We start from the raw sequence: 14131 nt of genomic DNA on the forward strand, positions 1-14131 counted from the left end.
CATGAGTCAATTCGGCTGGAGCCGAAGCCAATATGAACCACAAAACGGTCGTCGTCGGGGGAGGGTTTGGCGGGCTTGCAGCCGCACACCGCCTGCAGTCGGCCGGCATTTCGACCACTCTGGTGGAGCGGCAGCCCCGCCTTGGCGGCAAGGCGCGCAATGTCGGCGTTGGCAGCGTTCTTGCGCCGGGCGGGCCGACAGTCCTCACCATGCGGCATGTGTTTGAAGAGCTGTTCGACGCTGGCGGCGAGCGGCTGGAGGAAGCCGTGTCGCTCGCCCCGCTGGACACGATTGCCCACCACCGCTGGAGCGCGAGCGAACGGCTCGACCTTCATGCCGACGTGGACGCGAATACGGCCGCAATCGCCGACTTTGCAGGCGCTGCGGAGGCAGACGGCTACCGCGCCTTCCTCGCAGATGCTGCGCGCATCTACGCCACGGTGGATGGCCCGTTCATTCGCTCGCCCAAGCCGGACCTCTTCGCTCTTGCGCGCGCCGTCGGCCCGCTCGGCGCATCCAAGATCCGCCCGTTCGACACCATGTGGTCGGCTTTGTCGCAGCATTTTGCCGATCCGCGGCTGCGCCAGCTTTTCGGCCGGTATGCGACGTATTGTGGCGCCTCACCCTTTGCCGCACCGGCAACCTTGATGCTTGTGGCGCATGTGGAGCAATGCGGGGTCTGGGCCATCGACGGGGGGGCGGCGGCCCTTGCCAGGGCCATCGGCGATTCGTTCGAGCGGCATGGCGGCACGGTCTTGCTCGATGCGCATGTGGACGACATCCGCATCAAGGATCGCCGCGTCGAGGGTGTGGTGGTGGATGATTGTCTGGTCAAGGCCGACAGCGTCATCTTTGCCGGGGATGCGGCGGCGGTGGGGGCCGGGCTGCTGGGGCGGATGGCATCGCGCGCTGCGCCATATGTCAGCCCGCGCCACCGTTCGCTCTCCGCCGTCACTTTTGTGGCACAGGCGCGGTCCGAGGCGCCGCTCGACTATCATACGGTGGCGTTCGGGCCAGATTATCCGGCCGAATTCAAGGCGCTGTTCGGCAACCGGACCATGCCCGAAGAGCCGACCGTCTATGTTTGCGCGCCCGAACCACCAGCGGAGCCCGGCGGCACGCAGGGTATTCTCATCATTTTGAATGCGCCGGCCGACGGCGACATCCGTCACTATGGCGAGGAGGACATCGCCCGATGCAAAGAACAGGTGATGGCGACACTGGGCCGCTGCGGGCTGCCAGTCACCCTGGAGGCAGCGGTCTCATCGACGCCGACGGACTTTGCGGCAATGCTGCCGGGGACGGGGGGCGCGATCTACGGCCGGGCCTCGCACGGGTGGACGGCATCGTTCCAGCGCCCGGCGCTGCGCACGCGCACGCGGGGGCTCTATCTGGCGGGGGGCAGCGTGCATCCGGGGCCCGGGGTGCCGATGTCGGCACTGTCTGGCCAGATGGCGGCCGAAGCATTGATCAGGGACTTCGCTTTGACGCGCCAGTCCCGCCCGGCGGCTATGTCTGGTGGTACCTCGATGGGGTCAGCGCGGACGGCAACCACGCCATCACGGTAATTGCGTTCATCGGAAGCGTGTTCTCGCCCTATTATGCGTGGTCCGGCAAGCGGGAGCCGCTCAACCACGTTGCGGTCAACGTTGCGCTCTATGGCAAACCGTCCCGCTGGGCGATGACGGAGCGGACCCGCCGGGACGCGGAGCAGACGCAGACCGGGTTTCGCGTGCGCACCAGTGCAATCGAGCAGCTGGGCGACGGCCGCATCAAGATCGTGATCGACGAGCGTGGCGCGCCGATCCCGCGCAAGGTCCGCGGTGAAATCATCCTCTCCCCGTCGGCCATTGCGCGCACCGCCTATCCCATCGACAGGGCGGGAGAGCACCTGTGGCGCCCGATTGCGCCATCGGCCGGCGTTTCGGTCCGCATGAGTGCGCCTGACCTGTCCTGGGAGGGGACCGGGTACGTGGACATGAACTGGGGCATGAAGCCTCTGGAGCGCACGTTCGACCATTGGGACTGGATGCGCGTCGACCTGGGGGAGGGCCGTTCGGCGGTGTTCTACGACACCGAGGAGCTGTCCGGCGGGGGGCGGCAACTTGCGCTGCTTTGCGCACCGGACGGGACGGCCGAACCGATGCCTGCGCCCCGGCGCCACAGATTGCCCGGCACGCTCTGGCGCGTCCCTCGCTCCGGCTGGTCCGATGGCGAAGGGCCAACGGTGCGGCGAACGCTGGAAGATACCCCGTTTTACGTGCGAACGGAGCTGGACGTGGACATTCTGGGCGCGCGGCGAACGGCGATCCAGGAAACGCTTTCGCTCAGCCGCTTCCGCAACACAATCGTACAGCTGATGCTGCCCTTTCGGATGCCCAGATCGCTCTGAACCTTATCAAACAGGCCTATGATTTTCGGTTCTGACGCATCGCTCTAATGTCCCAGATGGCGAAAGCGATGCACCCACCGAAAATCAAGATAAGTTCCATTAAAATCAGAAGACCACCGTCCATTTACCTAGTCCTCCTGGTCAGACAATTGTATGAGTTTCTTGAAACAGGCACACATCATGAGGCATTGCGGCGCATGATGCTATAGTTGAGCGCGCTCGCAAAGCCGACCCAAAGAAGATACGGCACCATCAGGTAGGCCGCTATCGGGGAATGGGGGTAGAATGCCAGGATTGTCGCGGCGATTGTGACGAACATCAAAATTGCGTCAGCAAGGGCAAGGTCGACCCGTCGCGCGCCGAAGAACAAAGCCGACCAGCCCGCGTTGGCGACAAGCTGCAACCCGTAGAGCATGAGGGGGACCGTGCGCTCGCCCGGCGCAGCGTCAACCGTGAAGCGGTAGCCGGCGTAGGCGATCATCAGGAAAAGCAAGGTCCAGGCCGGACCGAACAGCCAGTCCGGCGGGGTCCACGGCGGCTTGTTGAGGGCCCGGTACCAAGCGCCGGGCATGAAGAACGCACCGCTGGATGCGGCGAGAACGTTGACGCCTATAAAAACCAGAAAAAGCGTCCAGTTCTCCATGTCAGTCTCCAAAACTGCGCCAGAGACGCATTGCGTGAGATATAGTTCCGGCCCGCATTATCAAGCGCGCCCGCTTCAAGGCCGGGGGTCAGACAGAAGCGAGAGGAGCAGCGCCAGTGCAGTGTCCACACTGGCAAGCCGCACCGCACCGCGACCGATATCACCAAACTTCATCGCGCGGTGAAGTGTTAGCGTTCCATCGCTGGCGCCAAAATGCACGAGCCCCACAGGCTTTGACGCCGAGCCGCCACCCGGTCCCGCAACGCCCGTTATGGACACCGCTGCCACTGTGATGCCGGGCCGGTACGCTGCGGCGCACGCGGCCTCCGCCATCGCGCGGGCGGTTTCTTCGCTGACCGCGCCATGCTGTTCGATGACGAAGGAGGGAACACCAAGGCGGACCTTGGCATCGTTGGAGTAGGTGATGAAGCCGCCTTCAACCGCGTCGGACGACCCGGCAATGGCGGTCAGCACCGCCGCGACGAGGCCGCCGGTGCACGATTCTGCCGTCACCAACATCTTGCCGCGGGCGCGTGCTGCATCGAGCACCGCTTCTGCCCGCCGGCCCAGCTCATCGTCAAAGGGTGAAATCATCGCCGGCGCACCGTGGCCAGCGCCTGGGCGGCAATACCCTCGCCGCGGCCGGTAAAGCCGAGACGCTCGGTGGTGGTCGCCTTCACCGAAACGGACTCGGGAGGCAGCGAGCAGATTTCGGCTATCCTGTCGCGCATGGCGTCCCGCACCGGGCCGATTTTCGGCGTTTCGCAGATGACCGTCAGGTCCAGATGGACGATTTCGCCGGCAGCACGCACCCGCTCGCACGCATAAGCGAGAAACTGGTCGGATGCTGCGCCGCGCCATTTCGGATCGGACGGGGGGAAGTGGTGGCCAATGTCGCCGTCGCCGATGGCACCGAACAGCGCGTCGGTCAGCGCATGGAGTGCCACGTCCGCATCGCTGTGGCCATCGAGGCGCACGGGGCTCTCCAGCGTGAGGCCGCCCAGAATGAGCGGTCCGCCGGGGACCAGACGGTGGACGTCGAACCCTTGGCCGACGGTGGTGATGGCGAACGCGCGTGCGGCATCCGCAAGGTCGTCGGCGGTGGTGAGCTTGTAGTTGGCCCGTTCGCCCTCCACCACGCGCACGGGATGACCGGCCGCTTCCATCAGGCCGGCGTCGTCGGTGAGTGTGTCTGCGGCTGCAGCGTGGGCTGCCTGCAGCGGGGCGAAATGGAAGCCCTGGGGCGTCTGCGCCTGGACAAGACCGTCCCGCGCGACGGTTTCCGTCACGTTATCGCCGTCAACGCGCTTCAGCGTATCGGCCACGGCAACCGCCGGGATCACCGCAGACGCCGTGGCAAGGGCCTCCACCACGCGGGTCACCACGGCGGCGCTGACGAACGGGCGCGCGCCATCGTGGATCAGCACGTTGTCCGGCGGGTCGCCGGCAAGGGCATCCATCGCGGCGGCGACGGAGGCCTGGCGCGTGCCCCCGCCGGTGACGGTGAGAATGCGCGCGCGCCGGCTGCCGATGGCGGCATCGAACGCCGCCGCATCGTCCGGCCCGATGGCCACTGCAACGCGCCGGATCAGCGGGTGGTGCAAAAGCGCGTCCACGCAGCGCGCCACCACCGGCACACCGCCAATGGGCAGGAATTGTTTCGGCGTGGCGCTGCCCGAACGTGTGCCGCGCCCGGCTGCCACCACCACGGCATCGGTTTTATTCACCATTTCGGTCCGGTTTTTATCTTTCAACGGGTTTGCCGTATCGACTGCTTGCGCATTTTTCTGCCATGGTCAAAATGTGTGCATATACCAGTTCGGGGACCGTTGTCGGAATTGGAAGATTTGAGGTTCGAACGCGTCACGCCATGAATGTTGTCACAGTTGGCTCCCTCGCAATCAAGGGGCGGGCGTTCCTCGCGCCGATGTCCGGCATCAGCGACTGGCCGTTCCGCAGGCTTGCCGCCCGGTTCGGCGCATCGCTTGTCGTCAGCGAGATGGTGGCGAGCGATCGGCTGATCGCGCGGGAGGCCGAAACCCGCCTCAAGCTGGAGGGGGCCGGGCTGGACATCCACGCCGTGCAGCTTGCCGGCTGCCGCGCGCAAGACCTTGCCGAAGCTGCGCGCCTTGCCGAAGCCGCCGGCGCCCACCTCATCGACATTAACATGGGCTGCCCGGCCAAGCGCGTCGTGGGCGGCTGGGCGGGCTCCGCGCTGATGCGTGACCTCGACCATGCGGCTCGGCTGATCGCGGCAACCGTGGCCGCCGTCTCCGTCCCGGTCACCGTGAAGATGCGGCTTGGCTACGACCGCACGAACCTCAACGCACCCGAGCTTGCGCGGCGCGCGGAGGCGGAAGGGGCGAAGCTCGTCACCGTCCACGGCCGCACCCGCTGCCAGAAATACAAGGGTTGCGCCGACTGGGCGGCAATCGCGCCGGTCAAGCGTGCCGTCCTTGTTCCGGTGATTGCCAACGGCGACTGTGCCGGCATCGCCGACGCCCGCGCCATGATGGCAGCGTCAGGCGCCGATGGCGTCATGGTCGGCCGCGCGAGCCTTGGCGCACCGTGGCTGCCGGGCGCGATCGCCGCCGCCCTCGACGGAAAGCCCGTGCCGAACACCCCCTCGCTCGCAGAGCGCGCTGCAATCGCACAGGAACACCTCGACATGCTGAGTGCATCGGCTGGACCCATCCTCGGCGTGCGGCTGATGCGCAAGCACACCGCCGCCTACATCGACGGCCTCGCGGTGCCCGAAGCGCTGCGCCGGGCGGCACTCACGGCCGAAACGCCGCGCATTGCCGCCGAAGCGCTGCGGGCCGTGTTCGACGCGGCCGAACCCATGACCGGAAAGGCGGCCGCATGAACATGTCTTCTCGCCGGATCACGCCGCCCGCAATTCTCAATGCGTTGCCCCACGCCATCCTCGTCCTCAATGGCGAGGACGAGATCATTACCGCCAACGATGCCGCACAGGCCTTCTTCGGTGTCAGCCTCACCCACATGCGCAAGCGGCCGCTCTCCGCCTTCGCACCGTTCGGCTCGCCGCTCCTGTCGCTGCCCGCCATGGTGCGGGCGGAAAATGCGTCGCTGGTGGAATACCGGGTCGACCTGTCGTCGCCGCGCGGGTCGGGGGCCGGCCACATTGTCGACATTCATGCCGTGCCGATGCCGGAAGACCCCGAGGTGGTGGTCCTGACGCTCGACCGGCCGTCCATGGCCGAGAAGATCGACCGGGCGCTCACCTCGCGCAGTGCGGCGCGCTCCGTGTCCGGTCTTGCAGCAATGCTTGCCCACGAAATCCGCAATCCGCTGTCCGGCATCCGCGGGGCCGCCCAGCTCATCGAGCCGGCGCTCAATGAAAGCGACCGGCTGCTTGCCCAGCTCATCACCGACGAGACCGACCGCATCGTCAAGCTGATCGACCGGATGGAGGTGTTCGGCGACGCGCGTCCGGTGCAGCGCACGCCGGTCAACATCCACGATGTGCTGGAACATGTGGAGCGGCTCGCCCGGTCCGGCTTTGCGCGCGGGATCGAGATCCGCAAGCAGTTCGACCCTTCGCTGCCGTTCGTGCACGCCAATCGCGACCAGCTTGTGCAGGTTTTCCTGAACCTCGTGAAGAATGCAGCGGAGGCCGGGGGCGACAAGGGCACGATCACCCTCACCACCGCCTTCCGTCCCGGCATGCGCGTGCAGGCGCCGGGGTCGCCCCACAAGGTGCGCCTGCCGCTGGAGTTTTGCGTCAAGGACGACGGGCCGGGCGTGCCGGATGATCTGGTGCCGCATCTGTTCGAGCCGTTCGTCACCACAAAAACCAACGGAACTGGCCTTGGACTTGCCCTTGTTGCCAAGATCATCGGCGATCATGGCGGCGTGATCGAGATCGATTCCGGCCAGGGCTCCGGCACCACAGTCCGTATTCTGATGCCCGCGTATGAGGGCAATGACACCGAGGAGCTTCAATGACGGGGACGATCCTTGTCGCCGACGACGACGGCGCGATCCGTACTGTCCTGAACCAGGCGCTGTCGCGCGCAGGGTACGATGTGCGCTGCACCGGGAACGCTGCAACGCTGTGGAGCTGGATCGATCGCGGTGAGGGCGATCTGGTCATCACCGATGTCATCATGCCCGACGAAAACGCCTTCGAGCTTCTGCCCCGCGTGAAAAAGCGCCGGCCGGACCTGCCGGTGGTGGTGATCAGCGCGCAAAACACCTTCATGACCGCCATCCGCGCCTCCGAGCGCGGGGCCTACGAATATCTGCCCAAGCCGTTCGACCTGAAGGAACTCATCAGTGTCGTGGGCCGGGCGCTGGCCGAACCGCGCTCGCGTCAGCTTGAGAAGCTGCCCGACGTCGGCGAGCCCATGCCACTTGTGGGCCGCTCGCCGGCGATGCAGGAAATCTACCGGGTGCTGGCCCGGCTGATGCAGACCGATCTCACGGTCCTGATCCACGGCGAAAGCGGCACCGGCAAGGAGCTGGTCGCCCGCGCCCTGCACGACTACGGCAAGCGCCGCAAAGGCCCGTTCGTCGCCATCAACATGGCGGCAATCCCCAAGGAGCTGATCGAGGCGGAGCTGTTCGGCTACGAAAAGGGCGCCTTCACCGGCGCCACCAGCCGCCATCCCGGCCGGTTCGAGCAGGCCGAGGGCGGCACGCTGTTCCTGGACGAGATCGGCGACATGCCCATGGAGGCGCAGACGCGGCTTCTGCGCGTGCTGCAGGAGGGGGAATACACCACTGTTGGCGGACGGACACCGCTGCGCACCAACGTGCGCATCGTGGCGGCCACCAACCGGGACCTGCGCCAGTGGATCGGGCAGGGGCTGTTTCGCGAGGACCTGTATTTCCGCCTCAACGTCGTGCCGCTGCGCCTGCCGCCGCTGCGCGAGCGCAAGGAGGACGTTCCGGATCTGGCGCACCATTTCTTTGCCGTGTGCGAAGCGGAGGGCCTGCCCGTCAAGCGGATGGACACCGAGGCGGTTGCCGCGCTGCAGAACCACCGCTGGCCTGGCAACGTCCGTGAGCTGGAAAACCTCATCCGCCGCATCGCAGCGCTCTACCCCGAAGACGTCATCACCGCGCAGCACATCGAGAACGAACTCGATGACGGCCCGGCGCAACCGGCCGCAACGCCCGCCGGCAACCCCAGCGAGACGTTGCAGGAATCCGTGGAGCGTCACCTCAGCGACTATTTTGCCGAGTTCGGTTCGGCGTTGCCACCGCCCGGCCTCTACCACCGGATCATGCGCGACGTGGAATATCCGCTTGTGAGTGCGGCGCTGGCCGCAACGCGGGGCAACCAGATCAAGGCCGCCGAGCTTCTGGGCGTCAACCGCAACACGCTGCGCAAGAAGATCCGCGATCTGGACGTGCGGATGATGCGCGGGGTGCGCTGATCCGCAGCCTGTCAGGCGGTCGGCCGAACCCGTTAGCGCGCCATTTTCAGGAGCCTGCCCCGATGGCGCGGGCGGGTTCTGCTGCACTGCAGCAGGACCTTTGTGATGCAGCGCAAAAAAGATGGATCGAAACCGGTCGTTTCTTCGTTGTCAGTGAAACTAAGGAGTCTTCCATGGCCGATATCATTCGCATTATCTGTGCAGTTCTGCTTCCGCCGCTCGGCGTGTTCCTTCAGGTCGGCCTCGGTCTGCAGTTCTGGCTCAACATCCTGCTGACGCTTTTCGGCTACATCCCCGGCATCATCCACGCCATCTGGATCATTGCGCGCCGCTAGCAGCGCCTGGCGCCAGTAGCGAATTAAAAGGGCGAGCCGCGTCATGCGGCTCGCCCTTTTAATTTGCCCGCCTGCGCGGGCAGCGTCTCGCAAACGCCTGGCGGGTCGATGCCAGACGAATGGGCCGTTGTCAGCGCACGCGGTTGTCGCAGCTGAAGTCCGCAACACAGCCGGCCACATGCGCGGTATCCACATTGCGCATGATGATCACAAGCGGGCCGATCATCAGAAGGCCCAGGAGGGTCAACGCCGTGATGGCGCCCATGGTGTCCCGCATCAAAACCTCACATCGGTTGTCGCCGCACGGCCGGGCAGCCGGGCTGGTCTCGTCCTGTCTCACATTGCCGCCGGTCTTGCGCTTCAAGCCAGTTGGCGCCGTGGTGCAGACCAATCAACATTGCCCCGTCTAAGTCTCATGAGCGCCCTTGACGACGGCTGAACGGGTTCGGTGCAATTGGACAGGCCTTGCACATGAGCTGCGCTTGCGGCAGGCGCGGACGCCGGAAAACACGTCAGAATGAGAGCGCGGCGGGCGCAAAATGCTTCCGTTCCGCTGCGCAGCGGCGTAGGAGGGCCGCATATGAACGCTTCAATCTCGCTCCACGACACGCGAACGCGCCGCAAGGCCCCGTTCACCCCCATCGATCCGGCGAACGTGCGCGTCTATGTGTGCGGGCCGACGGTGTACGACCTTGCCCACATCGGCAACGCGCGCCCCAACATCGTGTTCGATGTCCTGTTCCGCGTGCTGCGGCAGACCTACGGCGCCGACCACGTCACCTATGTGCGCAATTTCACCGATGTGGATGACAAGATCAACGCGCGGGCGGCCGAACGCGGCATTTCCATCGCCGAGCTGGCAGACGGGACCATCGCCGCATTCAATGCCGACATGGCGGCCCTCGGGTGCCTCGAGCCGACCCGGCAGCCCCGCGCCACCCACCATATCGCCGACATGCGCCAGATGATCGACCGTCTGGTCGAGACCGGCAACGCCTATGTGGCGGAGGACCATGTCCTCTTCGCCGTCGCCTCCATGGACGATTATGGCGCGCTGTCGGGCCGAAGCCTCGACGAGATGATGGCCGGCGCCCGCGTGGAGGTCGCCCCTTACAAGCGCGACCCCATGGACTTTGTCCTGTGGAAGCCATCCCGCGAAGGCGAGCCGGGGTGGCCGAGCCCTGCCGGCATTGCGGCTGAGGGGCGGCCGGGCTGGCATATCGAATGCTCGGCCATGGCCCACACCCACCTTGGCGACACGTTCGACATCCACGGTGGCGGGATCGACCTTGCCTTCCCCCACCACGAGAATGAGCGGGCGCAGACCAAGAGCGCGCTGGGCGTCTCGGAAATGGCCTCGGTCTGGATGCACAACGGCTTCCTCCAGGTGGAGGGCCGCAAGATGGCGAAGTCCGAAGGCAACTTCATCACCATCCGCGATGCGCTGTCGGAGGCATCCGGCGCCGTGGTGCGCCTTGCAATGCTGATGACCCACTACCGCCAGCCGATCGACTGGACGGCGACCCGGCTTGGCGAGGCCGATGCCATCTTGAAGGCATGGACCCATGCGCCGGCCGCCGCTGCGCCGGGCGCGGTGGACGAGGCGGTGCTTGCGGCGCTCGCAGACGATCTCAACACCCCGCTCGCCATCGCGCGCCTCGGCGAGCTTGCACGGTCCGGCGCCGATACGCTGGACGCCAGCGCGCTTCTTCTTGGCATCGACGTTGCGGCCATCCGCACCACCACCACGGCTGCAAGCAACAACGCACGCGCTGCAATTGCCCCGCAGGTGGAGGCGCTCATTGCAGACCGGCTCGCAGCCCGCGCCGACCGCCGTTTTGCCGATGCCGACCGGATCCGCGACGAGATCGTCGCCCTCGGCGTACGGATCATGGACGGCAAGGCCGCGGACGGAACGCTGGTGACCGAGTGGGATCTGGGCGGCTGACCCGAGCCTTCCGGCAGGTGGCGCGTTGTCCGGCGCTTTAGAGCCGGTCGAGCCGCTGGTCGATGTGATCGGATAGCCGGCGGGGCCACCTGCGGTGCGCGTCGCGTGCCCTCAGCGCCCGCAGGTCGCTGTCCTGGGGCGCGGACAGTGCGATCTCGGCCGGCCCGTCGACCCGCCGCGCATCGGTGGTCTGCGCAATTGTGCGCCCCTCCGCACGGCCATAAAGCACGTAGTGCACGAAGGGCGGCAGGTCGCCCACGGCGGTATCGGCGTTGATTGCGATGTAGCCGTCGGTCGAGAACCACGGCGCAGGGTCGAACCCCTGCTGCCAGCCTTCGCGGATATAATGTTCGGCCGGCGATATGTCCCGCTCGCGCACATGCGGGTAACGCGACAGGTAGTAGCGTTCGTCGAACAGCGGCTCGATCGCCGCCACGAATTCCGCAATTCGGCTGGGTTTGGACACGTAGCTGGGCGCAAGCCGCTCCAGAATCATGCGCGTGGCGCGGTTGACCGCGCGGCCGGGCCGAAGGATTGCCATTATGCGACCGCCATGGCGCTGGTGAGCGTATCGGTAACCCGCGCGTTTTCTTTCGCGCCGCGCACATGTGCCAGAAGCGCCGCCTGGCCCGAGATGCGCGCATTGAGCAAGGCAGACTCCTCCCGCCGGATCGAATTGATTGCGTCGCCCAACAATACGGCGCTGTCCATGGGAACGGTTTTGAGCGGTGCGACGCCGGGGGGCAGGGTGGTCAGCGCCTCGCACGCCGGCATGATGAGCGCGCAACCGGCGGCAACAGCTTCGAACGCCGGCTGTGACAGGCCTTCGTCGTAACGCGGGTCGATCAGCGCCACGGTGCTGGCGGCATAGGCCGCCGCCCGCGCGTCCGGCGTGGTGGTCGCCTCGATGATCCGCACCGAAATTTCCGCACCCTGCGCGTTAAGCTGGTCCAGCGTTCGCGCGGCCGTGTCTGCATCGGCGGCATGCACTGCGGCTGCAAAGATTTCATGGCGCTGCGGGCGGGAGACAAAGGGGTCCAGCGCGAATGCGGGTGCGATCACGTCCATCTCAACGGCGCCGCCGATGAGCGCGATCCGTCTGGCGAAGGTTTCGTCAAGGGCGATCCGCTTCATCGGCTTGGCCAGAAGGCGGTAGCCGTAGGCGCCCTTGCCCTCGGTGGACGCCACCGTGGCGGACTGGATGAGGTGGAGAAAGCGCGGCGTGAGCGGACCGTAGCGCGCGGTCACGATGTGGTGGACCGATGGCGACGAGAAGACCACCAGATCGTCGCGTCCCGGCCGGAACGCAGCGATGTCGGTGATTGCCCCGTCGGGCGCGGGCGCGAATGCGTCCTGGCTGAGGAACCCCTCGATCCCGGTGCTGGTGAGCGGCATCACAACGGTTTCGATGCCGGCGCGCTGCGCGTAGGCGGCATAGGCAAGAAGGCGGCTGCGGACGGACCACGGCTCCTCGCGTGCAATGGCAGCAACGACACGCATCAGGCAAGCCCCGCAAAGAGGGTCCGGTCAGAGCGCCATTCCGCCATGTCCCGGCAGGCTCTTGCGACGGAATTGTCGAATTCGCCGCGCAGTGCCCTCTCACTGAACGCCGCGATGTCGGCTGCGGTGATGGCGCCGGTGAGGCAAATGCCCGGAAATTCCGAAAAATACTCGTCCAGCCCGGTTCCGGCCTGGTGCAGCACCGGCATTCCGGCGGCAATTGCCTGAAGGACGCGCCATGAGGTTGTGCACGGCCCGGTCGGCGCCAGCGGTGCCCATTCCACGTAGCCATATCCGAGCGCGAGAACTTCCGCATCGTTCACCGACGACAGCCTGGACAGGAGGGTGACGTTCGCCATCAACCGCAGCGCCCCATAGTCCATGGCGTGAGGTGCCTCCGGAACGGGCGGCGGCATGATGACCAGTGCTTGCGTCTCCGGGGCGCCGCGCAGGTGCTCGGTGAGGGCGGCCAGCATTGCGCCGGGATCGCCGCGCTGCGGCGCTGCTTCCCCGGCAATCAGACACGCGCGCCGCGCAGCTACGGCATGGCGGTCCGGCGCGTGGTCCACCACCGGGCTTTGCCGGTTGAGCCGCGCTGTGATGGAACGCTCGGCAAGCGCGCGCGAATTGATGAAGGTGCGGTCGGCAATGGACAGCATCTGCTGATGAATGTCGGTTGCGATGGTCACCTGATCGGGTCCGCCGCCTTCCTGCGCGACCTCCAGCGCTCGCAGCTGGGTGATGTCGTAAACGATCCTGTGCCGCTGCTCCGCGAAGCCGGCTTCCTCGGCAAAGTCGGTATTGGTGAAGACGAAGGTGGCGGGCGCGATGCGGCTGCTGAATGTCTCGAATTCGGCCGACGCGATGATGATGGTGTCATCGCGCGCCAGAGCGAGAACCGCATTCCGGCGCTCGGCCTGAAGCCGGTTGAACCGCTCCAGAAACAGGACAAAGCGCACGGTGGAAAACACCTCGCGCGCCTGCTGCGCCAGCTGTGCGGCGCGCAGCCCGTCGGGACGCGTCAGCCAGCCAAAATGCGGCGGCAGCGCATTGACGACAATATAGCAGGTTCCCGTCAAACAACGTACTCGCCGTAAACGCACCCGAGGGTTGCGTCCTGCCGCTCGCCCAGGATCGACACGTGGTGGACGTGAAAGGGTTCCGGCCGTGCATCGACGAAGTCGGTCAGAATTTTGTCCACCGGGGTTTCGTTGTCCAGAACGAACGGCGCGACCACAGCAACCGATTGCGTGAGCCGGAGGGTGCGCAGCTGCTCCACTTCACCCGGATCGACGAACAGAAGGGTGGGTGTCACCGAGTGGAACGGCCCGTCCATGCCGGTGCGGATCATCGTTGCGGACTGCATGACCGTCTGTGCAAGGCTTCCATGGTCACCGACCACAAGCCAGAAATGCTGCACCGCGGCAATGGAGGGCGGCACTTCGGCATTGCCGGCGCGGGAGAAATCGGCCTTTGACAGGTTCGCGAAAGCGCTGAGCGTCTGCGGCAGCTGCACATCCGGCAGCGTGGACAGCCAGTCAAGCGCGGTCTCGAACCTGTGCTCGGCGAACCCGCTGCGCGGGAGGGTGCCGGGCGACAGCACGACCCCGTCATAAGGTGAGAGCACCACCGTGCGCGCCTCCAGCAGAAGCGACAGATGGGCCGCGTCCGCGGCGGTGGTGATGAGAAACAGTGTCGGCCGGGCACTGCAAAGGGCCAGCGCAACGTCACTCAGAAGGCGCAGATCCTGAATGACGGTCGCCTGCACGTCAGTGCGGAACAACGCGGCCTCATTGTCGAACCAGACCACGGACGGGTCGTCCAGCAACGGTGAGGTTCCGGGCGCGCGAAAACCGGCAATCAATGCCTCGACGCTGCCGAAGGCCTGCGGGGCAGCATTCATGTCCA

15 protein-coding genes are annotated in these 14131 nt (G+C 66.0%); 7 read left to right on the top strand and 8 right to left on the bottom strand.

Translation table 11 applies throughout. The features are described from left to right. The first annotated feature begins 32 nt into the window (after positions 1-32). Positions 33-1568 (top strand): phytoene desaturase family protein, encoded by a 1536-nt coding sequence (locus tag RDV64_RS19075; protein WP_309196548.1) that lies wholly within the window; start codon positions 33-35, stop codon positions 1566-1568. A gap of 17 nt (positions 1569-1585) precedes the next feature. After that, positions 1586-2392, top strand: a complete 807-nt coding sequence (locus RDV64_RS19080; protein WP_309196549.1) for a hypothetical protein — start codon at positions 1586-1588, stop codon at positions 2390-2392. Positions 2393-2570: 178 nt separating this feature from the next. On the opposite strand, the gene RDV64_RS19085 is transcribed toward RDV64_RS19080, so the two are convergent. The 3 genes from RDV64_RS19085 to RDV64_RS19095 form a co-directional block, all read right to left on the bottom strand. Beyond that, on the bottom strand, positions 2571-3035 hold the full coding sequence (locus tag RDV64_RS19085; protein WP_309196550.1) for a TspO/MBR family protein: 465 nt from the start codon (positions 3033-3035) through the stop codon (positions 2571-2573). A 75-nt stretch (positions 3036-3110) separates the two neighbouring features. Continuing rightward, positions 3111-3629, bottom strand: a complete 519-nt coding sequence (locus tag RDV64_RS19090) for a CinA family protein (protein ID WP_309196551.1) — start codon at positions 3627-3629, stop codon at positions 3111-3113. After that, a complete protein-coding gene (locus RDV64_RS19095; protein WP_309196552.1) occupies positions 3626-4765 on the bottom strand; it encodes a bifunctional 2-C-methyl-D-erythritol 4-phosphate cytidylyltransferase/2-C-methyl-D-erythritol 2,4-cyclodiphosphate synthase in 1140 nt (379 codons plus the stop codon). The genes RDV64_RS19090 and RDV64_RS19095 overlap by 4 nt, the downstream gene beginning before the upstream one ends. 140 nt (positions 4766-4905) lie before the next feature. Here RDV64_RS19095 and dusB point away from each other — a divergent pair, with 140 nt between their 5' ends. From dusB to RDV64_RS19115, 4 genes are all read left to right on the top strand, one after another. After that, entirely contained in the window at positions 4906-5901 is a 996-nt protein-coding gene (gene dusB, locus RDV64_RS19100) for a tRNA dihydrouridine synthase DusB (protein ID WP_309196553.1), read from the top strand. Continuing rightward, complete coding sequence (locus RDV64_RS19105) at positions 5898-7004, top strand: nitrogen regulation protein NR(II) (protein ID WP_375143768.1); 1107 nt, start codon at positions 5898-5900, stop codon at positions 7002-7004. The genes dusB and RDV64_RS19105 overlap by 4 nt, the downstream gene beginning before the upstream one ends. After that, positions 7001-8440, top strand: coding sequence for a nitrogen regulation protein NR(I) (ntrC, locus tag RDV64_RS19110; RefSeq protein WP_309196554.1), 1440 nt, complete (start codon positions 7001-7003; stop codon positions 8438-8440). The genes RDV64_RS19105 and ntrC overlap by 4 nt, the downstream gene beginning before the upstream one ends. Positions 8441-8613: 173 nt before the next feature. Then, the gene (locus RDV64_RS19115; RefSeq protein WP_309199547.1) at positions 8614-8775 is read left to right on the top strand and encodes a YqaE/Pmp3 family membrane protein; all 162 of its coding nucleotides are present in this window, start codon (positions 8614-8616) and stop codon (positions 8773-8775) included. Between the two features lie 130 nt (positions 8776-8905). On the opposite strand, the gene RDV64_RS19120 is transcribed toward RDV64_RS19115, so the two are convergent. Further along, the gene (locus tag RDV64_RS19120) at positions 8906-9052 is read right to left on the bottom strand and encodes a hypothetical protein (protein WP_309196555.1); all 147 of its coding nucleotides are present in this window, start codon (positions 9050-9052) and stop codon (positions 8906-8908) included. 303 nt (positions 9053-9355) lie between these two features. On the opposite strand from RDV64_RS19120, the gene cysS reads away from it, so the two are divergent. Continuing rightward, positions 9356-10723, top strand: coding sequence for a cysteine--tRNA ligase (gene cysS, locus RDV64_RS19125; protein WP_309196556.1), 1368 nt, complete (start codon positions 9356-9358; stop codon positions 10721-10723). A 37-nt stretch (positions 10724-10760) separates the two neighbouring features. Here the strand turns inward: cysS and RDV64_RS19130 are convergent, their stop codons facing one another. From RDV64_RS19130 to RDV64_RS19145, 4 genes are read right to left on the bottom strand one after another with little or no spacing between them, the layout of a single operon-like run. Continuing rightward, a complete protein-coding gene (locus tag RDV64_RS19130) occupies positions 10761-11264 on the bottom strand; it encodes a hypothetical protein (protein WP_309196557.1) in 504 nt (167 codons plus the stop codon). Beyond that, on the bottom strand, positions 11264-12223 hold the full coding sequence (locus tag RDV64_RS19135; protein ID WP_309196558.1) for a hypothetical protein: 960 nt from the start codon (positions 12221-12223) through the stop codon (positions 11264-11266). Before RDV64_RS19135 ends, RDV64_RS19130 begins: the two co-directional genes overlap by 1 nt. Continuing rightward, on the bottom strand, positions 12223-13302 hold the full coding sequence (locus tag RDV64_RS19140) for a hypothetical protein (RefSeq protein WP_309196559.1): 1080 nt from the start codon (positions 13300-13302) through the stop codon (positions 12223-12225). Before RDV64_RS19140 ends, RDV64_RS19135 begins: the two co-directional genes overlap by 1 nt. Next, on the bottom strand, positions 13299-14126 hold the full coding sequence (locus tag RDV64_RS19145; protein WP_309196560.1) for a hypothetical protein: 828 nt from the start codon (positions 14124-14126) through the stop codon (positions 13299-13301). Before RDV64_RS19145 ends, RDV64_RS19140 begins: the two co-directional genes overlap by 4 nt. Positions 14127-14131: the final 5 nt, after the last annotated feature.

The sequence above is a fragment of the Acuticoccus sp. MNP-M23 genome (genome assembly GCF_031195445.1).
Taxonomy (GTDB): Bacteria; Pseudomonadota; Alphaproteobacteria; order Rhizobiales; family Amorphaceae; genus Acuticoccus.

Bases quoted from the DNA above. Each gene is read 5' to 3' on its own strand.
- RDV64_RS19075 (WP_309196548.1), top strand. From the start codon at position 33: ATGAACCACAAAACGGTCGTCGTCGGGGGAGGGTTTGGCGGGCTTGCA.
- RDV64_RS19085 (WP_309196550.1), bottom strand. From the start codon at position 3,035: ATGGAGAACTGGACGCTTTTTCTGGTTTTTATAGGCGTCAACGTTCTC.
- RDV64_RS19090 (WP_309196551.1), bottom strand. From the start codon at position 3,629: ATGATTTCACCCTTTGACGATGAGCTGGGCCGGCGGGCAGAAGCGGTG.
- RDV64_RS19095 (WP_309196552.1), bottom strand. From the start codon at position 4,765: ATGGTGAATAAAACCGATGCCGTGGTGGTGGCAGCCGGGCGCGGCACA.
- dusB (WP_309196553.1), top strand. From the start codon at position 4,906: ATGAATGTTGTCACAGTTGGCTCCCTCGCAATCAAGGGGCGGGCGTTC.
- RDV64_RS19105 (WP_375143768.1), top strand. From the start codon at position 5,898: ATGAACATGTCTTCTCGCCGGATCACGCCGCCCGCAATTCTCAATGCG.
- ntrC (WP_309196554.1), top strand. From the start codon at position 7,001: ATGACGGGGACGATCCTTGTCGCCGACGACGACGGCGCGATCCGTACT.
- RDV64_RS19115 (WP_309199547.1), top strand. From the start codon at position 8,614: ATGGCCGATATCATTCGCATTATCTGTGCAGTTCTGCTTCCGCCGCTC.
- RDV64_RS19120 (WP_309196555.1), bottom strand. From the start codon at position 9,052: ATGCGGGACACCATGGGCGCCATCACGGCGTTGACCCTCCTGGGCCTT.
- cysS (WP_309196556.1), top strand. From the start codon at position 9,356: ATGAACGCTTCAATCTCGCTCCACGACACGCGAACGCGCCGCAAGGCC.
- RDV64_RS19130 (WP_309196557.1), bottom strand. From the start codon at position 11,264: ATGGCAATCCTTCGGCCCGGCCGCGCGGTCAACCGCGCCACGCGCATG.
- RDV64_RS19135 (WP_309196558.1), bottom strand. From the start codon at position 12,223: ATGCGTGTCGTTGCTGCCATTGCACGCGAGGAGCCGTGGTCCGTCCGC.
- RDV64_RS19145 (WP_309196560.1), bottom strand. From the start codon at position 14,126: ATGAATGCTGCCCCGCAGGCCTTCGGCAGCGTCGAGGCATTGATTGCC.